We start from the raw sequence: 21,662 nt of genomic DNA on the forward strand, positions 1-21,662 counted from the left end.
TATCCGGCCTAACGGTCAAAAATTGATCAGGCTAACCCCGTCGTCCCGACGGTTGAAGAAGCTAAGATGCGTTCTGCTTCTTGTTTGAGATTCAGTCCTGCGTTCACATCACGGTCGTGATGGATGCCGCAACTCGGGCATGTCCATTCACGCAAGCCAAGATGTTTCACGTCTTTGTGTTGATGTCCGCAACTGGAGCACAGTTGACTGGAGGCAAGATGTTTTACGCTAGTTTGCACGGAAGTGCTGTCTACTTCTTTTAGCCAGTCAAACGTGTCTTTTAGCATCGGAATTTCTTTGGAACAAGAGCCATAAGACAAGCCTTTGCCTGTCGTCTTGTAGCTTTCATCCCACTTCACCAAGAAGTGGTTGAAGATGAATCGTGAACACCCGATTGTCTTGGCGATCAGGATTTCCTGCTCTTTATTTGGGTAGATGCGAAATTTGTAAGATTTATGTTTTTTCACCTTGATTTCCACCTCCTTTCGATATGCATGTAGTCTATACAAAAAAACAAAAAGAGATGTCAAGATGGAGCGTATACCCAAACGGATTAGATTCCCGAAAGATCTAGTGAAAGCGATTGAGTCGTATCAGAACAGAAAGAAAAATAGATTTCATCCTTTGCTGGAGCAGTTTATGAGTTGATCCGCAAGGGGGTGGAGATGTCGAACAATCGGGACGGCTAAAGCCATCCCTTGTTCGAAGCCGATTCATCTCACGGCTGAAGTCACGGGTGTTCTCGGCTATTTCATAAATGGGTCACAGAGGACGAGCTGCAGGCAGATAACTAAAAAAGCCCGCTCATCATAGGATGAACGGGCTTTTGGTATGATTCTGACTGGGCTCGAACCAGCGACCTCTACCCTGTCAAGGTAGCGCTCTCCCAGCTGAGCTACAGAATCATGATGCAGTACGTTATGTACTTGCTAGGACATGTATTAATATAGCAAGAAACTAACGATCTGACAAGTACTTTTCTAAAAAACATGAAAAAAGAAACAGGATGGGACTGGAACGGTTTATGAAAATAAACCAGCATTCTTTTTGATGAATCAGTCCCATCGGCTGTTTTTACAAAATAGTCGTTACATGATTGACAGGTAGTCGCAGGGCCGGACGTTTTTTCGCATCTTCCACTGCCTTTCCGACTGCAATCAACATGACAGGTACATACCGTTCATCTGTAATGAACGTTTCTGTAAAGGTTTGATGATTGAACCCGCCCATCGCAAGGGTCGACAACCCTTTTGCTTCTGCGACCAACATCAGTTGCATCGCAGCCAGACTGGCGTTTGACATCGCCGCATCTCGTGCGTAGGCTTCGCTTTGGTATGCTCCCTCTACTTGACTTTTAATCGAATCAAATAATTCTTCTGTCATCCCACCCGCTTCGACAGCAGTACCATAGACCGGATTGTAGTTCCGGTTCGCTTGTAAATCCCCAAGCACGGCAATGACGACTGAAGAGGACGCGATCGCCGGTTGATTGTAGGCAATCGGAGCCAATTGTTTTTTTGCTTCTTCCGAGTGGAAGGCCAGGAAGTGCCAATGCTGTAAGTTCCAGGCACTTGGTGCAGCTGTCGTTAATTCGATAAGTTCCTGTACGTCCTGTTCGGATAGTTTAAAGGTCTCGTCGTAATGACGAACCGAACGACGTTCTGTTAAAAGTGCTAATGTTTCAGGTAATGTCTGATTCATGATGATCCCCCTCTAAGTTTATCTGTTTACTTTGTTATCGTATCATCCTCTGTCTGGGCTGTCATACGACAAGACTTATTTAAAATTTATCTGTTATAAAACAACGGTTGACTAAATTCGCCTGTACTAGTACAATAAAATAAATTAAGTGTTATTTCCAGACACATTTACTGACAAGAGGAGGAAAATATGATGGAACAACCCCTTTACCAAGAAACGTCGCCTGAATTTTACCGTCAACTTCCAGTCAAAACCTGTTCACATTGCGGAAAAGAAATGGATGAACAATGCGAATCGTATAAAACAGAATGCGACGAGTGTGCTGTTACAGAACACTGAGTTACCTCCCAAAAGAAGTCTCCGTTAGCGGATTGACTTCTTTTTTTGTCTAAAAAAAATGATTTTCTTCTATATTAAATGTATTTTTTTAAAAAACAGACCACTCCGTCATCTTTTTGTAATGTTTTTGTTACAAATGAAATAGACAAAATGTTACAGTTAAGGCATACGATTTTCCGTAAAGGAGCTCAGACATCAATGGACTCATACAACTCAGGTAACCCGATTGGACTTGGTCCAAGACACCGAAAACCAAAACGAAAGTATATCGCTAAGCTTTTTATTTTTCTAGCCCTTCTGTTGCTTCCGATCGGCGGTTATGTCATTTATCAATACCTCAGTTCGAACCAACAGCAAACTGCCGTAAAGTCCGTACAGTCACTAAGTGAAGTCCCGGTTGCAAATCTCGACAAAGCACGTGTCGAAAAATGGAACGGCATTACTAAAAAAGTCGCTTATCTGACATTTGAAGATGGTCCGACAGCATTGACGTCAGATATTTTACAGTCATTAAAGGAACAAAACGCCAAAGCAACGTTCTTTTTGGTGGGCCCTAACATCAATCAGCAAGCGGATGTGGTGCGTACGATGTCAAATGACGGTCACTACATCGGATTACACAGTGAAACGCACGACTACGATACGTTATATGAAAAGAAGCAATATGTTCCCGAAATGCTGCGTGTTCAGAAAAAAATCAAACAACTGACGGATCACGCACCTGTTTTGACACGTCCGCCTTATGGGTCGTCTCCTGGCATCACCAAGTCGATCGCAAAAGAAATCGAACAATCAAATCTTCGAGTCTGGGATTGGTCGATCGATTCGATGGACTGGTACTACAAGGACAGTGCGAAGGAGGTTGCGAAGACGGTAATCACACGGGCAGAAGATCCCGTAGAAATCATTCTGTTACACGAACAACCCCAAACGTTACGGGCATTACCTGCCATCGTTTCAGGATTAAAGAAAAAAGGCTATCAATTTTCGATTTATGATGAGGATTTTCATATTCCCTATAATTTTGCGAAATTCCCGAATCTGTAAGGAGCCATGATCATATGAAAAAACAGACGGTTTTCTCGAGTTGTATGACCTGTCTCAGCATCCTTCTACTCAGTGCGTGTTCGACTGATCCGGCTTCCTCGATTTACGACCAGTTAGAGAAGCAGGCGCAACTCGAACAAAAAGCGGAAACCATCGCGGAGCAACGAACACGGCAAGATGAAGTTTCTGTCAACACGTATCAGGCGGTGCTAGAGGCTGGAGCCGACGACATCAAACGTGCTCAAAATGAACGTGATGAACTGACGGCTTTAAACCAAAAGCGGGTTGATCTATTAAAACAAGAACAAAAAATCCGGATCCGTGCGTTCGAAGAGTTCGATCGACAGGAATTGACGGATGAAATAGCGACCTTACCGGCTGATGCAAAAAAAGATGGTACGGCGTTACTGGACATTTTTGAACAGCGTAAAAAAGCCTTCAACACTTTTTTGACACGGTATACGGCCACAATGGTCTCTGAAAAGAAAGTGCTTTCCTACTTGACCGAAAAACCGAATTTCGTTAAGATTGACGAAGCAACAGCAGATTTAAACCGAACTTCTCGTCAAGCGACAGATGCTTTAATGACGTTTAATCAACTGACGGTCCGGTACAACGAATTAAAGCCTGCCTTTTATGAAAAGGCTGGACTCAACATTAAATAACTCACACAGGTTGCAACCAAACCCTGTCCAAAAAACCTGGACAAGGCCCCGTTGCAACCTTTTTTGTGCGTTCTAAAACATGGAGGAACCTGTATGAATCGTTCTAAAGCAACACTTTTCGTCTTAATCGGTGCCATCAGCTATGGTGTCTTATCCACCATCGTCAAACTAGCATATGGTGCCGGTTTCGACTCGGCTGCCGTTTCTGGCAGCCAATTCTTTTTCGGTTGGTTGATGATTTTTATCTTAGCGTTACTGACAAAAAATTTACGCTTAGCCCCGACAACGGCGCTTACCTTAATCACGATCGGGATTTCAAGCGGGACGACCGGCTACTTGTATTACCAAAGTCTCCAAACGGTTTCAGCTTCTGTTGCGATCATTCTGCTGTTCCAGTTCACATGGATTGGTGTCGTGATTGATTCGCTTTTGACAAGACGTCTTCCATCACGTCCACACTTTTTATCGGCCCTATTGTTGATTGGTGGAGCAGTCTTAGCCAGTGCTGCTTACTCAAGTCCACTTGATCTTCGCGGCACTCTGTTTGGACTGGGTGCGGCCATCAGTTTCTCGATTTTCTTATTAGCGAGTGGTCGAGTCGCCAACCATGTCCCGGTCATCAAAAAAAGTTTTTATATGATGACGGGCGGGCTCCTGTTCGTGATGATCATGTATCCCCCAACAACCTTCCTGACTGTCTCGAATTTTGAACAAGGGTTGATTTGGTACGCGCTTCCGCTTGGACTGTTTGCCTTGATTTTACCACCGCTTCTGTTTGCTGCAGGAGCACCACATCTCAGTCCTGCTAGTGTCTCGTTGTTAGGAGCTGCAGAACTCCCGACAGCTGTCATCTGTTCGGTTCTCATCTTGGGTGAACACTTATCCGCTTCCCAGTGGATCGGGATCATCATCATCTTAATCGGGATCTTCTACCCGATTTATGTCAGTAGTCTTAAACAACCTACTGTTTCTGTTCAACGTCAAAACGACCTTTCCTGAAAAATCAGGAAAGGCCGTTTTTTTATTTTTGCCGTTTCATGGCATCTGCTACGAATTCGACATCGGTACCGATGATGATTTGGACATTTGTTGCGCCCATCTTCATGACACCTTTCGCACCAGCTGCTTTGATTGCTGCTTCATCGATGATACTTGCATCTTTTACTTGAAGACGGAGGCGTGTCGCACAGTTATCAATCGCCGTCACATTCTCCGTTCCTTGTAATCCTGCAAAAATCCGGGCTGCCTGTTGCTCATACTTGTCGTCAGACACTCCTGCGACAAGTCCCGTGTCTGTTACGAGTGATTCATCTTCACGACCCGGTGTTTTCAGATCAAACTTCGTGATCATGAAGTAGAATAGGAAGTAATAGATGACCGCGAACGCCAGACCAACGAGAAGTAACAGTAAGGGTTTTGTCGCAATTCCAAAATTCAAGACATAGTCGATGAATCCTGCTGAGAAGGAAAAGCCGTGCAAAATACCAAGTAAGTTGACGACGGCCATCGACACACCTGTCAGAACAGCGTGAATCACGTACAAGACAGGTGACAAGAACATAAACGAGAACTCAATCGGTTCCGTGATTCCTGTCAAGAATGAGGTTAGTCCTAAACCAATCATCGCTCCTGCGACCGTTTTACGATTTTCTTTTCGTGCTGCCATGACCATTGCGGCAGCTGCTGCCGGCAAAGCAAACATCATGATCGGGAAAAATCCGGCTTGATAAATACCGGCTGTCGGATCACCGGCGAAGAACCGGGCGATATCTCCATTCGCAATCGTTCCGTCTGCTTTTTCATAGGAACCAAAGACAAACCAAAAAATATTATTTAAGACATGATGAAGTCCTACCGGAATCAATAATCGGTTGAAGAAACCAAACAGAGCAGCTCCTCCGGCTCCAAGACTGACCATCCACTCTCCCGCATTGTTGATTCCGTCTTCGATGAATGGCCATAAGTAACCAAATATAAACGCTAAAACAAGCATCGCTGCCGAAGTAACGATCGGAACAAAACGACGTCCCCCAAAGAATGCTAACCAATCTGGTAATTTTATATTATAAAAGCGGTTGTATAACAGTCCGGCGACGATACCTGCGATAATTCCGCCAAACACTGCCATGTTGACCATCGAACCTAAAGTCGCCTGATTCGCGATGGAACTTAAGGTCGCTCCGTCGACTTTGGTCGAGGAGTCATTGACAATGGCGGCAATCGCATCATACTTCGCCTGAATCTGGGCATCTGAATAATCTTTGTTCATCGAATCGACGCCCGTTTTTAAAACCAAATATCCGACGGCTCCCGCTAAACCGGCCGCCCCACTTGCATCAATCGATAAACCTATCGCTACACCAATCGCAAAAATCAGCGGGAGGTTATCAAAAATCGCTCCGCCGGCTGCAACCATCAGTGGAACGTCCAACATATCTGCCGAACCAAGTCGAAGGACAATTCCTGCGGCTGGTAGTACGGCAATCGGTAGCATCAAAGCTTTACCGATTCGTTGTAGAAACTGCAACATATACTTCATCCTTTCCAAATGAAAACAAATAATGACATGACGATGAAAACGCTTTAACACTTATTATTATTCCACATACACATCTAAATGACTAGACCTTTATACAAATTTTTTAACAAAAAAAGATCCCTCTGAAAAGGGACCTTATTGGATATACATTAACGACGATTCATATCATCAAGGTTTTGTTGAACATTCCCAACTGTCTTTTTCGCGTCGCCTTTCAGCTGATCTTTTTTGCCTTCACGTTCTGTTGACTTATCCCCCGTTGCTTTTCCAAGCGCTTCTTTCGCTTTTCCAGCAACTTTATCAACCATACCATCTGCTTTTTTGTTTAACCCACTATCGTTTGACATGTTCATTCCCCCTTATTTTTTTACCGCATAATAGTATGTTCCCAACTGAAACAGATTCAAACCTAAAAAACTCCCCATCGTTTCCGACAGGGAGTTCTCCGTTACTGTGCGACTGATACACCAAGTACTTGTTCGATTCGTTCAAATGCCCAGTCCAATTCTTCTTTCGTAATGACGAGTGGTGGTGCAAAGCGGATGACGGTTTCGTGCGTTTCTTTACAGAGTAATCCTTTTTCTTTTAGTGCTTCACAATACGGACGAGCTGCTTCCGTCAGTTCGACACCAATAAACAATCCGCGACCACGGACATCTTTAATCAACGGATTATCGATCTCTTTGAGACGGTTCATGAAGTACGTGCCGAGCTCAAGTGAACGTTCTGGTAGTTTTTCTTCTTCTAATACTTCGAGTGAAGCGACAGAGACGGCACAGGCTAGTGGGTTCCCACCAAACGTCGAACCGTGTGATCCCGGGTTGAAGACATTTAAGATGTCACGATTCGCCGCGACACATGAAATTGGAAAGACGCCTCCACCGAGCGCTTTACCTAAGATATACATATCCGGTACTACGTTATCCCAGTCTGACGCAAACCATTTTCCTGAACGTCCAAGACCTGATTGGATTTCATCCGAGACAAGCAAGACATTATGTTCCTTACATACGTTTTGTGCGTCTTTCAGGAATCCTTCGTACGGAATCAAGATCCCTGCTTCGCCTTGGATTGGCTCGATGATGAACGCTGCTGTATTTTCCGTGATTGCTCCTTTTAGTGCTTCTAAATCGCCATACGGAATCGTTTTGATTCCCGGCAAGAGCGGTCCGAAACCACGTCGATACTCTGCTTCCGTTGACATCGAGACAGCCGTCATCGTCCGTCCGTGGAAGTTGCCTTCACAGACGATGATTTCTGCATCTCCCGGAATTTGTTTCACTTCATATGCCCAGCGACGCGACGCTTTAACGGCTGTTTCGACCGCTTCTGCCCCTGTATTCATCGGTAAGACCATATCTTTCCCTGTCAGTTGTGCGACCTTCTCATAGAAGAAACCGAGCTGATCATTGTGAAAAGCACGTGACGTCAACGTAATTTTATCGGCTTGACGTTTTAAGGCCTCAATGATTTTCGGATGGCGATGACCTTGGTTTACCGCTGAATAGGCACTGAGCATGTCCATATACTTTCGGCCTTCTGGGTCTTTGACGAAGACACCTTCTGCTTCTGAAATGACGATTGGCAGTGGATGATAGTTGTGAGCCCCAAATTTTTCTGTCTGTGTGATGATTTTCTCTGTTTGATTCATGAATAATCCCCCTTTTTCGCTTAGAAAACGCTTTCAAGATGATTATAACAGATTTCACGCGATAATCTTCAATCGAAATACAGGACTTCTCCGCATGAGAATTGAATATATTGGGAATAGACAAGACAAGTGAACCGTCATCTCTGTTAACTAAAAGGAGTGTGCACCCGTAATGGATCGTCCGATCATAAATTCCTATGAAACTGTCATGCAAAGGTTTCCTTTACCTGCATTCATCTTACATGTGGACTTAACCGTCCATTCTTGGAACGAAGCTGCTGAATCCTATTGGGGATGGTCTGCCCAAGAAATCATAGGACGGCTTGTTCCCCTACTCGATCAGGAGGATGCCGCCTTTAGTCGACAAATTTGGCAGTCGTTTTTAGAACGACGTCAATCGATGCAACTGCCGAACACGACATTTTTGCATAAATCTGGCGAACAGCTGACGGCAACGTTACTTGTCTCACCACTCTTCGATGAACAAAATCAGGTGATTGGGGCGTTTTTCTGCCAGCTCCCTTCATCGGATCAGCAGACAAATAGTAAACCGCTGTTTCAAGGGCTGATGGATTTACGGTATGCCTTTGACCAAATCGCTTGCGTCCTCGTCCTTGATGCACGCGGCACGATTCAATATGCCAATACCAACATGACAGACCTCACCGGTTTTTGTCCGCAAATGTTACTCGACCAACCGTGGACGATGTTGTTGAATTCGTCTGAAAAGGTCCTTTCGACGATCCGCTCACAAATCAAGCAGAAAAAAGCGTGGTCCGGAAAGCTGCCCATTTTGACGAACGGTGATCAAGAAAAAGTCCTTCAAGCCACTTTAATTCCAATCTATGATGTGAACGGTGTCCGTTTCCAGCATATCTTCATCGGTACTGATATCACTGAAACCGAACAGCTAGAGCAGGAACTCGATTTTCTTGTCCATCATAATGAGATGACCCACCTGCTGAATAAACGTGGATTTCTCCGTGAAGGCAATACTTTATTTTCAAAAGCGACAGACCAAACTCCAATCTCGCTCATCTTATTTGATATCGACCGGTTCAAAGTCATCAATGATTCTTTTGGGACACATGTAGGAGATCAGCTGCTTCAGGCGTTAGCGAAACGTCTTTCACAACATGGAGAACAAAAGCTGACCTTTCATCCGACAAGCGATTTGTTTGGTTTACTGGTAGAGGTCACGGATCGGAATGTTTTGTTCCAATACGCTCGGAAATTACAACAAGTCCTCCAACGTCCCTACTATATCAATGGTCATTCCCTGATTATTTCGTGTACCTTTGGAATCACCGTCTACCCATCCGAGGCTAAATCGTTAGAAGATCTGTATCGACGTTCGGAAATGGCATTATATGCCGGAAAAGCCGTCGGAACAGGTACGATTCAATACTTGACCCATGAAATGGACGAACAGTTCACACGAAAACTGCAACTAGAACGCTCATTGTTTACAGTACTTGAGGATCACTCTCTCCATTTAGCCTATCAACCGATCATCAATTTAAAAACGAAACAGGTCGACGGATTCGAAGCTTTGCTACGATGGAATCATACCGCTCTCGGCAGCATTTCCCCTGACGAGTTCATTCCACTAGCTGAAGAAGCTGCTTTGATCACCCCCATCAATAACTGGGTCGTCCTTGAAGCGTGTGAGCAACTGGCAAAATGGCAAGAACGTATTTCAGATGATTTGACGATGGCGATCAATATCTCTCCGCATCAGTTCCAAAGTGACTCATTCGTTCGGACGTTACAGCATGTCGTTCGTCAAAAAAAAATCAATCCACGTTTCGTCACTCTAGAGATGACTGAAAATATCGCCATCCTTCAGACACAACGGACGGTTGAGCGGATGCAATTGATCAAGTTGCTTGGTTTCCGACTTTCAATTGATGATTTCGGAACAGGGTATTCTTCCTTACAATATTTACGTGCCTTTCCGATTGATGAACTAAAAATCGATAAAGTCTTTATTGATGGAATCGATTTAGGAGAAAACGGTTTACTGGATTCCATCATCCAACTTGGTCGGAATCTGAACTTGAATCTTGTGGCGGAAGGCGTCGAGACGGCAAGTGCACTACGCTACCTAGAAGCAACTGCGTGTCAGCAAATGCAAGGCTTCATCTTCTCAGAACCGTTGTCTGTCACAGAGATTGAAGAGCGGTTTGGTCCGTCCACTCCTGAAAATTGAGGTAATCTTGCGGGTTTTCGGCATAAAAAAATGCTCTCATCCTAGTCGGATGGGAGCATTCTCTTTAGACTTCAGTTAATCACTACAGTTTTTTTTTTACAATTGAATCTGTCCAACGACCATTCCGTATACGGCAACAGCCGCTAAAAGGACGAGGATACCACTCGCGATCATTTCATAACGCGACATGCCTCCACGTTTTTGTTCACGTTCTGCCATCAAGTAAGCAACGATGCCTGGCGCATAGACAAGCGCTGCGATGACGATGTACCAAATACCTGAAGCGTAGACGAGCCAAAGTGAATAAAGTGCCGCAATCGTTGAGAAAATCAACATTTTTTGATTACGTTCTGCTTTTGAGAAACGGACACTGTAGATGGCGGACAGTAAATAAGGCAACAAGGCACAAATACCTGCGATGCTTGATAACACCAAGTACGTTTGCGCAGAGAATAAGGCGATTCCTGCAACCAGTTGTGTCGCGATTTGCGTAATCAGCAACGCCCCGACTGGAGCCCCTTTCCGGTTCGTCTTCCCAAAGAATTTCGGGAAGGCACCGTCTTTTGCGACGAGATAGGAAATCTCAGAGGCAAGGATCGTCCATCCGAGTAAAGCACCTGACAGAGAAATGATTAGACCGATCATGATGAGTGTTGCTCCAAACGGACCGATCGCTGCTTCGAGCACATATGCCATCGTTGGTTCTTGTAATCCGGCCAGTTTTGCTTGACTCAAGACACCTAGTGACAAAACAGAAATCAGGATATAGATGACGAGTACACCGACAAGTCCCATGACTGTCGCCTTTCCGACATCACTCCGTTTTTTCGCACGGGTTGATAAGACGACGGCCCCTTCAATTCCAACAAAGGCCCATAAGGTGACGAGCATCGTTCCTTTGACTTGTGTAAAGATACTTCCTAACTCCGTTCCTTCTCCCCAAAAATCGAGGTTAAACGTCTTGACATTAAAGGCGATTGCCACTAATAAAATAAAAATTAAAATTGGAACCAATTTTGCAATCGTCGTAATTAAATTAACGAGGGTGGCCTCTTTAATCCCACTTGAGACAATGAAAAAGAGCCCCCAAACGACAACAATACTCATCAGTAACAAAAATATGCGATTTTCCGACGAAAAAATCGGGAAAAAGTAACTGAGTGCGTTAAACACCAACGTGATGTTGGCGACTGTCCCGATCCAAGCTGAGACCCAATATCCCCAGGCACTGTTAAAGCCGATAAACCGTCCGAACCCTTCGCGTGCATACGCGTAGATGCCACCTTCAAGTTCCGGTTTACTGTTCGCAAGGTGTTGAAACACAAGTGCTAACATGATCATACCGAGACCCGTGATTCCCCAACCGATCAGAATCGGTCCTGCGCTCGCTTTTTGAGCCATCGCTCCAGGAAGATTAAATGCTCCCCCGCCGACCATTGAACCGATGACCATTGCAGCTAATGCGAAAAAGCCAATTTTTTGTTGATTCATTCTCTACACACGTCCTTTAATCCTTGTATATCTATTCATATCAAACGTATATTCATTCGAAAGACACAAAACTCATTATAACAAAATCAGAACGATTGTAAAGAAAGGATTTGGTTATCATGAATTGGATCCATTCGTTCCAACTGGAAGACTTTCTGAAATTGATGCTTGCTGCGACATTTGGAATCATCATCGGCTTTGAACGTGAAATCAAAAATAAGCCCGTTGGTATACGTACTAGCCTCGTAATTACCCTGATCAGTTGCCTGTTAACCATCGTCTCCATCAAATCGGTCATTCTCTACAGCACGATTGCCCCAAATGTTCAAATGGATCCGATGCGGCTCGTCGCTCAAGTCGTCGCCGGGATCGGTTTCATTGGTGCAGGTGTCATTTTAAGACGTCCGCATGATATCGTCAGTGGTTTGACGACAGCCGCGATTATATGGGCTGCCAGCGGGATTGGCATCGCAGTCGGAGCCGGTTTTATCATGGAAGCGACGTTTCTAGTCCTCTTCTTATTTTTCTCGTTAGAAGGCATCACTTGGATCATGAAACGATTTAACAATAGTCGCTTCGAAGCGAATGTGATCGTCGCTCATCTCACTTTATCTAAAGAAACCGATGCCCAGACTGTAAAAACAGCCTTGGAACAAAAAGGGATCCGAATCACCAATATTCGGTTACGCGGTCATCCACAACAGTTGACATTACGGATGTATTCGCCACATAAACTGACGATTTTCATACTTTATGACTACTTGAAAACACTGGGAATTGAGCATATAGACCTTGATCAGTGAGAATTGTCAGAAAATTTATGTTGCATTTTCATTCGTTTTCACTTAAATTTACATTATGTTCACACTTTTCTGAAATTATTTCAATTTAACCAGGGGGTCATCGTTCACATGAAAAAACAAACAAAAATTGCCTTTGCTGGATTATCTAGCGTGGCGCTGCTGGCAGTAGCAGCTTGTGGCCAAAGCAATGAATCAGATGGAAAGTCATCCTCGTCAAAAGAAAAGAAACAAGAAGTGACGCTCATCTCAACAACGGATGTCCCACAACTTGATCCAACAAAAACAACAGACTCGACGTCCATCATCGTGACGAACAACGTCTTTGAAGGGTTGTACCGTCTTGATGGAGAAAATAAGCCGACTCCTGGTATCGCAGAAAGTGTCGAAGTGTCTGACGACAAAAAAACCTATACATTCAAACTCCGGAAAGATGCAAAATGGTCTGATGGTTCGGCTGTAACGGCTGACGATTTCATCTATTCTTGGAAACGTGCACTTGACCCGAAAACGGGAGCCGAGTATGCCTATATTCTTCAAGATTTAAAAAATGCCAACAAAATCTTAGCGGGTGAAGCTGAACTTGATTCACTTGGTGTCAAGAAGGTTGATGATCAAACACTTGAAGTACAACTGGAAGCTCCAGCACCTTACTTCCTAGGTTTGACAAGTTTCCCTACTTACTTGCCGCTCAAGCAATCGTTTGTTGAAGAAAAAGGTGATAAGTTCGCGACCAATGTTGAGTCGATGATCTTCAACGGCCCCTTCATTCTTGATAAGTGGCAATCAAACGCCGGATGGACATACAAAAAGAACCCCGATTACTGGGATAAAGCAAATGTCAAAATGGAAAAAATCGATGTTAAAGTCGTCAAGGAGATTTCGACGGGCGTTAACTTGTTTGAATCCAAAGACGTTGACTTTGCACCTATCACATCGGAATTCGTCTCACAATATGAAAAGTCGGAAGACTATAAAACTCGCCCGGACGCCCGGATCAACTTCCTGCGTTTCAACCAAAAAAATAAATCTCTTAAAAACGAAAATATCCGGAAAGCATTGGCACTTGGTTTTGAAAAACAAGGAATTACAGATGTCATCTTAAATGATGGTTCAAAACCAGCCAACTTCATCGTCGCAAAAGACTTTACGTTCACACCGGATGGAGAAGACTTCCGTACAAAATATCCGGATCTTCAAAGCTTCGATGCAACAGAAGCGAAAAAAGCATGGGATGCCGGCTTAAAAGAACTTGGTGTCAAAACGATCGAAGTCGATATGCTGTCACGTGATGAAGATGCCTTCAAAAAGGTTTCTGAGTTCTTAAAAGGTGACCTTGAGAAGAATCTTCCGGGTCTGACGATCAACATCAAACAACAACCGTTCAAAAACTTCCTCGATCTTGAAGCGAAAGGCGATTACGATATCTCAGCTGCCGGCTGGGGACCTGACTACCAGGATCCAATGACGTTCCTTGATATGTGGTTGACGGACGGAAGCTTTAACCGGATGGAGTATTCGAACAAAGAGTTCGACAAAATGATCAAAGAAGCGAAGGCGGAGCCGGATGAAGCGAAACGTTGGTCGACGCTCCAGGAAGCTGAAAAAATGCTCTTAGCGGACGATTATGCGATTGCTCCAATCTATCAAAAAGGTGAAGCCTACTTGCAACGTGCAAACATCGATAAATTATACCGTCACCCGTTCGGAGCCGATATGAGCTTCAAGTGGATGGAAGTTAAATAAGAGGATTCCTGCCGGTAATCAAGTTCAACTTGATTACCGGTTTTTGTATACAACAAAGACCCCTTCTGCCGGAGCCGATCGGGGTCTTTACTGTGCGATTTGTTTATAAAACTCGATTTCTTCTCGCTGTCCTTCTTCGACGGCGCGAAAAAATTCTGCAAAAAATGCATACAAGACGGTACGTTCCTGATAGGTCGGACCCGCTTGTCGTATTACTGAAAACGCAAGATTACGCAACTGACGTTTCGTTCGGCGGTTCATCGGTAACTCATGAAACTGGTCAATAAACAAACGGTAGACATCAGAAATCAACTCTTCATGACCCTCAAAATATGACTTATCCATTGAATCGATCCTTTCTTAATCATTCATCTCTATAATCTTCTTTACGAAAATACCAGCTGAAGGTTTCAAAAAAACAGCGCTTTTCATCAAGATGATAAGACCTACTATAACAAGGATCAAATAATGATTCAACCGGAAAACTATTAAGAAAAGGTAAAGTCCAGTCGATGATTTGTACTGGACTTTACCTATAGATCAAGCTTGAACGGAAATATGTTGGAACGTTTTTACGTCAAATAATCCAGTGTCTGTCAATTTTAAATTCGGGATGACGGGCAGGCAAAGAAACGACATCGTTAAATAGGGATTAAACGAACGATCCGCTTCAAGTACATCAAGTGCATCATTGAGTGCTTCGAGTGTATCCCCTACCTCTTGGAAGGGCCGACTAGTCATCAATCCGGCAATTTCAAGTGGTAACTCTGCCAAAACTTCCGTTCCGTTCACTGCGATGACGCCTCCACCGGCTTTGACCAACCGTTCTGCCGCAAGCTTCATCTCTGCATCGGATGTTCCGACAATGACCAAGTTATGGGAATCATGAGCAACCGTCGCAGCAATCGCTCCTCGCTTCATCTTGAATCCTTTGACGATGCCGACCGCTGAAAAATCTGTTGCATGATGACGCTCGATCACTGCAATCTTCAACAAATCCTGTTCCGGCACAGCGAGGAATTTTCCATCCTGAAGCGGTACATCCAAAATCAAGTGTTCCGTGACGATACTTTTCGGAATGATTCCGATGACATGTGCCTTCGGTTCCTGGAGGGAAAGTTCAAATAGACGATCCGTGATCGGCTTTGTTTTCAATTCACCGCGCAGTGCTGCTGGGACAGGTGTCTTTTCAGACGAAACGGTTGTTTTTCCGTTACGGGCGACAGACTCTCCTTTTACGAAGACTTCGTCGATCACCACTTGATTCGCATCACTCAAAATCACGTAGTCGGCACGACGTCCCGGGACAATCGCTCCCCGGTCGTGTAACTGATAGGCATTAGCCGCATGAAGCGATGCCATCGCATAGGCTGTTTCACGTTTGATCCCATGGCGGATGGCATAACGGATATTATAGTCGATCGTTCCTTCACGTAACGTATCATCCAAATGTTTATCATCCGTACAAAACAGAAAACGGCTGGCATTACTTTCCGTGACGGCATCTAACACTTCTCGAAGATTCCGTGCCGCAGATCCTTCCCGTACTTCTACATACAACCCACGACGTGCTCGGGCAATCGCTTCTTCTTTACTAACTGATTCATGATCCGTTCGAATACCCGCTACTCCATAAATATTCAGTTCACGGACACCAAGCCCAGCTGCATGACCATCCACGAGCTTTCCGGCTGCTTCGATCTGTTCGATTTTTTTCAACATATCCGCATCGGCCCGTTCGACGGCCGGATAATCCATGACTTCGCCTAGACCGTGTACACCTTGGTGGTTCACGAACGGTTCTAACGCTTTGGCGTCTAACGACGCACCAGCGTGCTCAAATGAAGTCGCCGGCACACAGCTCGGTAACATCATCCGAACGTCAAGCGACAACCCTTCTGCGTCGTCTAACATGAACTGAAGACCTTCTGCTCCCTTTACGTTTGCAATTTCATGTGGGTCGGCAATGATGGTCGTCACACCGAGTGGCAAAATCGCCTGTTCGTATTCACTAGGCGTCACCATCGACGACTCGATGTGAACATGTCCATCGATGAAACTCGGGGCGATAAACTTTCCTGTTCCATCAATCATCTCGACCCCTTCGTACCCTTCTCCAACGGCCACGATGTAACCTGAATCGACCGCGACATCCGCCTGATAGGTTTCGCGTGTCATGACATCGATGACTTGAATATTTTGATAAACGACCGCTGCTTTCTCTTTTTTAGCGGCAATCGTGATGAGGCGTGCTCGAACTGTCTGATCCATCCTGTTTCCTCCTGTAGTGAACGGTATTTTCACCATCTTACAATTAGATTGTAAGCAGTTGCAATTTATTTTTCGGCAGGTCAAGATGAAAACGTACATTTAAATGAAAAGGTGGGAATTTAACATGAAATATCGTGTAGGTCAACTCGTACCCAACGTCGATCCCAGTGTCTATATTGCAGACGGAGCTAAAGTCATCGGTGAAGTCCAGATCGGTCAGAATTCGACCGTTTGGTTCAATACCGTCATCCGCGGGGATGAAGGACCGATTACAATCGGGGAACGGGTCAATATTCAGGATGGATCGATGATTCACCAGTATGAAGGATACCCGACCATCATTGAAGATGACGTGACGATTGGACACATGGCGATGATCCATGGGGGCATCATCCGCCAAGGAGCTTTGATTGGTATGTCGGCAACGATTCTTGATGAAGCAGAGATCGGAAGTGGTTCCTTTGTTGCGGCAGGCAGTGTCGTCCCTCCAAAGATGGTGGTTCCACCCAATTCGATGGTCATGGGAGTACCGGCTAAGGTCGTCCGTGAAATCAATGACCATGACCGGTTCATCATGGAGCGAACGATTCGCAAATACGTTAAACGGGGGCAACAATACGCAGCTGATTGTCGAGTAATCGAGGAAGATTTGACGACAATGTGAAAACGTTTACAAAGTTCAACTGTTTTTAACAATTCGCCTCTCGTTTGTTTACATCTTTCCCTTACACTAAAGCTGTAGGACAAGAATCAAGACCGAGGGGGATTTGAAATGACACCATTATTCGAAGAACGGTTGATGGCAGATCTATTTTCATCCACAAGTAATCCAAGTTACGGTTTACCGACTTTACCGGAACAAGAAACAGATTGGTTGACGAAAGAGCTACAAGCCCGTATTGTTAATGATGCCGAGCAAAAATCCTTGAGTTTAGGAATAATTCAATCAAGAGAGGAAGAACATGTATGATCCAACAAAGTACAGTTCGCGCTTGGCTCGCTAGTCGAATCAAAAAATAATGATCTAATCCGGATTACCTATTTTCCAAAACGATATAGCGCGTCAGCGCGCATAACAAAGAGCCGAAGCGGATTCCCGCCTCGGCTCTCTTTTCGTTACTTTTTGATTAATCCTTCTTCAATCAAGAAATCACGTGCCACATCTTCCGGACGCTCTTTTTCGACATCCGCTTTAAAGTTAAGTTCTTGCATCTTTTCATCTGTGATTTTATCCTTTAACAGATTCAGGACTTCCTTCAGTTCCGGATGTTCTTCCAACGTTTCTTGACGTACAATCGGGACGGCATAGTACGGTGGGAAAAACTCTTTATCATCCTCTAGGACCGTCAAATCAAACTTCTTTAACAAGCCGTCTGTCGAGAAACTATCGATGACATTTGTTTTTCCGTTCGTCAATGCGGTGTAACGAAGTCCCCCATCTACAGGTTGAACATCTTGGAATTTCATATCCGGGTATTTCTCTTTTAATCCGAGGTATCCATCTTCACGGTTCGCGAATTCAATTGTCGATCCGAGGATAAGACGATTACTGACTGCTGCCATATCGGATACGGTCTTCAAATCGTATTTTTCGGCATCTTCTTTTGTCACTGCTAAAGCAAATGTATTATTAAAACCAATTGAATCGAGAACATCGACCTGGCTTTTCGCCGGAATCATCTTGCTCACCTTTTCGTAAACGGCTTTCGGATCGGTCTCGACATCCTGTTTCAAGACATCGATCAATAACGTGCCTGTATACTCGACGTAAGCATCAATCTCACCCGTTTCTAACGCACCGTAGGCAACTTTCGTTCCACCCAGATTGAGTTGACGTTCGACTTCGAGATCGGTTTTCTCCTCAATCAAGTCCGCTAACATGTTCCCTAAAATCGCTTGTTCGGTATAGTTTTTTGAACCGATGACGATTTTATCCGTTTTTAAGAACGAATACGCGACCGTTCCGCCAATCAGCAGGAAAATGATACTCACGATCGCAATTTTCTTTCCAGTCGTCATCGCTTTCCGGCGTTTACGGGCCTTACTTTTAATTCGACCGTCTGCCAGCTTAATTCCGTTTGGTGCGACAGAATATTCGATTCGACTGACGATGAAGTCAATCGCAAGGGCTAAGATACCTGCAGGAATCGCTCCGGCAAGGATTTGATTATTATCGACTGTCTGGATACCTGAGAAGACAAGATAACCAAGTCCACCGGCACCGATAAAGGCAGAAATCGTCATCAGACCAACAGCCGTCACGGCCGAGATCCGAATTCCAGCCATCATGATCGGTAAAGCAAGCGGAATTTGAACCTTTCCTAAAACTTGTCGTTCGGTCAGTCCAATCCCTTTTGCAGCTTCCAACATATCTCCTGGAATGCTTGATAAACCGGTGTACGTATTTTTGACAATCGGGAGTAATGAATACAAGACAACCATGATAATCGCCGGTGTCGATCCGATCCCGATGAATGGAATCAAGAATCCAAGTAAAGCAAGGCTCGGAACGGCTTGCACGACACTCGTCAAAGCGAGTACCGGTTTTGCCAAACGCTGATACCGTGTAATCAGAATCCCGAGTGGAATACCGAGTATGACCGCAATGACGACGGCAAACACAGTTAACTGTAAGTGTTCGAGTAATAAGTCAAAAATCTGACCGGTATTATTTTGCACATAATCTAAAAATCCACTCATTGTACTTCCTCCTCCTGAATGAACTGCTCACTCAAGACGGAAAGTAAGCTACTTCTTGTAATTAATCCACGTAATTGACCCGATTTGTTGGTAACAGGTAAATAACCTGTTTCTTCATGGTTCATGACTTCAAGTACATCAAGCAACGAGTCTTGTTCATCGACAGCGACGAGTTCACCTTCCATGACGTTTTCGATTCGTACTCCCTTGTCAGGTGCAGTTTGAATGTTTTTCAATTTGACGATTCCTTGCAGGATCCGGTCGCGATCCGTAATCAACAGACTGTCGACCTTCCGTCCACGCATGATTTCAATCCCTTGTAATAACGTTCGTTTCCCGCTGATCGAGACAGGATCTTCAATCATGATGTCTTCTGCTTTGATAAACGCCGGACTGCTCCAAATCTTATTTTTTCCGATAAACGATTCGACGTACTCGTCTTTCGGATGACGTAAGATTTCTTCCGGTGTATCAAATTGAACGATTTCCCCATCACGCATGATACAAATCCGATCGGCTAACTTAATCGCTTCATCCATATCGTGGGTGACGAAGACAATCGTCTTTTTGACTTCTTCTTGGAGATTGAATAATTCTTCTTGGAGGTCATTTCGTGTGACGGGGTCAAGTGCACTAAACGGTTCATCCATTAAGATGACATCCGGGTCATTCATCAACGCTCGGGCGAAACCAACCCGCTGTTGTTGTCCACCACTCAGTTCGCTCGGGTAACGATCAATGAATTGTTTCGGATCGAGTCCGACCATTTGAAGTAACTCTTCTGTCCGAAGATCCATCTGATCATGATCTTTTCCTTCGAGACCGGCAATCAACTGAATGTTTTCCCGAACGGTCATATGTGGAAATAAACCAGTTTGCTGAATGACGTATCCCATATGACGACGTAACTCAATCGTATCCGTTTTCATGATATCTTTTCCGTTCACTAAAATCGTACCTGATGATGGTTCAATCAATCGGTTGATCATTTTAAGGGACGTCGTTTTCCCACAACCACTTGGTCCGATGAAGACAACCAGTTCACCCTCTTTGATTTCGAGGGTCAAGCCTTTTAAGACAACGTTATCTTTAAATTGTTTCCCGACGTTTTTAAATTCAATCATTCATACTCCACTCCTTTTACTATTTCCATATATCATGTTTTCCCTGTTCATTTCATAATTAAACAATTATTTTAGCTTATTCCGTTTGAATCAATAAAAATTGGGGAATTGTTTCCCTCTTTTTTAGTTTTATTGCTCAAAAAGGGTAATAGATAAGTAGAGACAAGTGAGAGGCAGTCATCCTAGAAAAAGGAGGCGAAATACACATGCATACGAAGTGGATTCGAATCATCATGATCGTGTTGATATCGCTTTTTCCTTTCTTCAGTTACGGTTTGACGGCAGATGCAGCAAGTTCAACGTTCGTCACAAAAGGTTCGACGACCAGTAAAGTTGTCGCGTTGACATTTGATGATGGGTCAGACGGTGGGAATATCACAAAAATTTTGAGCATCTTAAAAAGTAACAATGTCAAAGCCACCTTCTTCCTGACAGGTACTGGAGCCAACAACCATCCTCAGCGGATTAAAAACATCGCGACCGCCACTCCTACTCATCAACTTGGAAATCACTCCTACACGCACCCTGACTTTACGAAATTAACCACCGCACAAATGACGAGCGAACTGTCTAAAACAGAAACGTTAATCAAATCACTGACCGGTCGGACGACTAAACCGATTTTCCGTGCGCCGTTTGGTGCAAGTAACAGTGCCGTCTTAGCAGCAGTAGGCAATGCCGGATATACAAAAACGATTCAATGGAACATTGATACGACAGATTGGAAAGGCATCAGTTCAACCGCTATTTTGGCGCGTGTCGTTCCCAATGTCGTCCCGGGTTCCATCGTTCTGATGCATACCGGTGCCGGTGCCCCCGGAACACCCGTTGCCCTGCCTTCGATGATTTCCCAACTCAAAGCCAAAGGATATAAATTCGTCACGATTTCAGAATTGCTGCAACTTCCCCCAAGTGGCAGTAAAACCTACACCGTCAAATCGGGCGATACCCTTTATAAAATCGCCAACCTCTACAATGTCAGCGTCGCCTCTCTTGCCAAAGCAAACAACATTACCAACTATAATCTGATCAAGGTTGGACAAGTTCTTGTCATTCCGGGCACCACCCCTCCACCTGCGACCGTCACTTATACGGTGAAAGCCGGAGATACGTTATATTCAATCGCAACGAAATACGGTGTCACCGTCACCGCTCTCGCCAGTGCCAACAAAATCACCAATGTGAATTTGATTTCGGTGGGGCAAGTCCTCGTCATTCCGAAGTAACCAAAAACACCTTCGTCCGCTAAAGTGAACTGAACCCTGAATGGTGGACACTTGATAAAAGACCCCATTCGGGGTTTTTTGTGTTTAAAGATATCGATATACTGTACCTATTCAATTTAGACGGGAGAACCAGACGCACCTTCAATCCAG

General features: G+C 44.5%; 20 protein-coding genes and 1 tRNA gene. 10 read left to right on the top strand and 11 right to left on the bottom strand.

Annotated elements, in window-relative coordinates:
- Positions 1–26: 26 nt before the first annotated feature.
- The 3 genes from BLD48_RS12700 to BLD48_RS12710 all read right to left on the bottom strand — a co-directional run bounded on the left by BLD48_RS12700 (position 27) and on the right by BLD48_RS12710 (position 1,701).
- Positions 27–467, bottom strand: a complete 441-nt coding sequence (locus BLD48_RS12700) for a helix-turn-helix domain-containing protein (protein WP_071500538.1) — start codon at positions 465–467, stop codon at positions 27–29.
- Positions 468–832: 365 nt separating this feature from the next.
- Positions 833–905, bottom strand: a tRNA-Val gene (locus tag BLD48_RS12705).
- Between the two features lie 169 nt (positions 906–1,074).
- Positions 1,075–1,701: a nitroreductase family protein gene (locus tag BLD48_RS12710; protein ID WP_071500539.1), complete on the bottom strand. Its 627-nt coding sequence runs from the start codon at positions 1,699–1,701 to the stop codon at positions 1,075–1,077.
- Between the two features lie 192 nt (positions 1,702–1,893).
- On the opposite strand from BLD48_RS12710, the gene yhfH reads away from it, so the two are divergent.
- The 4 genes from yhfH to BLD48_RS12725 all read left to right on the top strand — a co-directional run bounded on the left by yhfH (position 1,894) and on the right by BLD48_RS12725 (position 4,751).
- Positions 1,894–2,040: a protein YhfH gene (gene yhfH / locus BLD48_RS16100; protein WP_251135546.1), complete on the top strand. Its 147-nt coding sequence runs from the start codon at positions 1,894–1,896 to the stop codon at positions 2,038–2,040.
- Between the two features lie 198 nt (positions 2,041–2,238).
- A complete protein-coding gene (locus tag BLD48_RS12715) occupies positions 2,239–3,087 on the top strand; it encodes a polysaccharide deacetylase family protein (RefSeq protein ID WP_071500540.1) in 849 nt (282 codons plus the stop codon).
- A gap of 14 nt (positions 3,088–3,101) precedes the next feature.
- Positions 3,102–3,752: a YkyA family protein gene (locus BLD48_RS12720; protein ID WP_236630026.1), complete on the top strand. Its 651-nt coding sequence runs from the start codon at positions 3,102–3,104 to the stop codon at positions 3,750–3,752.
- A gap of 93 nt (positions 3,753–3,845) precedes the next feature.
- Entirely contained in the window at positions 3,846–4,751 is a 906-nt protein-coding gene (locus BLD48_RS12725) for an EamA family transporter (RefSeq protein ID WP_071500541.1), read from the top strand.
- Positions 4,752–4,773: 22 nt separating this feature from the next.
- On the opposite strand, the gene nagE is transcribed toward BLD48_RS12725, so the two are convergent.
- The 3 genes from nagE to BLD48_RS12740 all read right to left on the bottom strand — a co-directional run bounded on the left by nagE (position 4,774) and on the right by BLD48_RS12740 (position 7,942).
- Positions 4,774–6,282 (bottom strand): N-acetylglucosamine-specific PTS transporter subunit IIBC, encoded by a 1,509-nt coding sequence (nagE, locus tag BLD48_RS12730; protein ID WP_071500542.1) that lies wholly within the window; start codon positions 6,280–6,282, stop codon positions 4,774–4,776.
- Positions 6,283–6,440: 158 nt separating this feature from the next.
- Positions 6,441–6,638 carry a CsbD family protein gene (locus BLD48_RS12735; RefSeq protein ID WP_014969515.1) on the bottom strand — a complete coding sequence of 66 codons (198 nt, stop codon included), beginning with the start codon at positions 6,636–6,638 and terminating at the stop codon, positions 6,441–6,443.
- Between the two features lie 101 nt (positions 6,639–6,739).
- The gene (locus tag BLD48_RS12740) at positions 6,740–7,942 is read right to left on the bottom strand and encodes an ornithine--oxo-acid transaminase (RefSeq protein WP_071500543.1); all 1,203 of its coding nucleotides are present in this window, start codon (positions 7,940–7,942) and stop codon (positions 6,740–6,742) included.
- Positions 7,943–8,150: 208 nt separating this feature from the next.
- On the opposite strand from BLD48_RS12740, the gene BLD48_RS12745 reads away from it, so the two are divergent.
- Positions 8,151–10,154: a sensor domain-containing protein gene (locus tag BLD48_RS12745; RefSeq protein ID WP_236630027.1), complete on the top strand. Its 2,004-nt coding sequence runs from the start codon at positions 8,151–8,153 to the stop codon at positions 10,152–10,154.
- 96 nt (positions 10,155–10,250) lie between these two features.
- Here the strand turns inward: BLD48_RS12745 and BLD48_RS12750 are convergent, their stop codons facing one another.
- Positions 10,251–11,645 carry a basic amino acid/polyamine antiporter gene (locus tag BLD48_RS12750; RefSeq protein ID WP_071500545.1) on the bottom strand — a complete coding sequence of 465 codons (1,395 nt, stop codon included), beginning with the start codon at positions 11,643–11,645 and terminating at the stop codon, positions 10,251–10,253.
- Between the two features lie 119 nt (positions 11,646–11,764).
- On the opposite strand from BLD48_RS12750, the gene BLD48_RS12755 reads away from it, so the two are divergent.
- Both BLD48_RS12755 and BLD48_RS12760 read left to right on the top strand, forming a co-directional pair.
- A complete protein-coding gene (locus tag BLD48_RS12755; RefSeq protein WP_071500546.1) occupies positions 11,765–12,448 on the top strand; it encodes an MgtC/SapB family protein in 684 nt (227 codons plus the stop codon).
- A gap of 108 nt (positions 12,449–12,556) precedes the next feature.
- The gene (locus tag BLD48_RS12760) at positions 12,557–14,191 is read left to right on the top strand and encodes a peptide ABC transporter substrate-binding protein (protein ID WP_071500547.1); all 1,635 of its coding nucleotides are present in this window, start codon (positions 12,557–12,559) and stop codon (positions 14,189–14,191) included.
- Between the two features lie 87 nt (positions 14,192–14,278).
- Here the strand turns inward: BLD48_RS12760 and BLD48_RS12765 are convergent, their stop codons facing one another.
- Positions 14,279–14,536 (bottom strand): hypothetical protein, encoded by a 258-nt coding sequence (locus tag BLD48_RS12765; protein WP_071500548.1) that lies wholly within the window; start codon positions 14,534–14,536, stop codon positions 14,279–14,281.
- Between the two features lie 195 nt (positions 14,537–14,731).
- Positions 14,732–16,462, bottom strand: coding sequence for an adenine deaminase (gene ade, locus BLD48_RS12770; protein WP_071500549.1), 1,731 nt, complete (start codon positions 16,460–16,462; stop codon positions 14,732–14,734).
- 124 nt (positions 16,463–16,586) lie between these two features.
- Between ade and BLD48_RS12775 the strand changes: the two genes are divergently transcribed.
- Together BLD48_RS12775 and BLD48_RS12780 are read left to right on the top strand one after the other, a co-directional pair.
- Positions 16,587–17,126, top strand: coding sequence for a gamma carbonic anhydrase family protein (locus tag BLD48_RS12775; RefSeq protein ID WP_071500550.1), 540 nt, complete (start codon positions 16,587–16,589; stop codon positions 17,124–17,126).
- Positions 17,127–17,234: 108 nt separating this feature from the next.
- Entirely contained in the window at positions 17,235–17,432 is a 198-nt protein-coding gene (locus BLD48_RS12780) for a hypothetical protein (RefSeq protein WP_071500551.1), read from the top strand.
- Between the two features lie 146 nt (positions 17,433–17,578).
- Here the strand turns inward: BLD48_RS12780 and BLD48_RS12785 are convergent, their stop codons facing one another.
- Together BLD48_RS12785 and BLD48_RS12790 are read right to left on the bottom strand one after the other, a co-directional pair.
- On the bottom strand, positions 17,579–19,162 hold the full coding sequence (locus BLD48_RS12785) for an ABC transporter permease/substrate-binding protein (protein ID WP_071500552.1): 1,584 nt from the start codon (positions 19,160–19,162) through the stop codon (positions 17,579–17,581).
- The gene (locus tag BLD48_RS12790; protein ID WP_071500553.1) at positions 19,159–20,286 is read right to left on the bottom strand and encodes an ABC transporter ATP-binding protein; all 1,128 of its coding nucleotides are present in this window, start codon (positions 20,284–20,286) and stop codon (positions 19,159–19,161) included. Before BLD48_RS12790 ends, BLD48_RS12785 begins: the two co-directional genes overlap by 4 nt.
- Before the next feature lie 206 nt (positions 20,287–20,492).
- Between BLD48_RS12790 and BLD48_RS12795 the strand changes: the two genes are divergently transcribed.
- On the top strand, positions 20,493–21,512 hold the full coding sequence (locus BLD48_RS12795) for a LysM peptidoglycan-binding domain-containing protein (protein ID WP_071500554.1): 1,020 nt from the start codon (positions 20,493–20,495) through the stop codon (positions 21,510–21,512).
- Positions 21,513–21,662 lie beyond the last annotated feature (150 nt).

This window comes from Exiguobacterium sp. KRL4 (assembly GCF_001870785.1).
Taxonomy (GTDB): Bacteria; Bacillota; Bacilli; order Exiguobacteriales; family Exiguobacteriaceae; genus Exiguobacterium_A.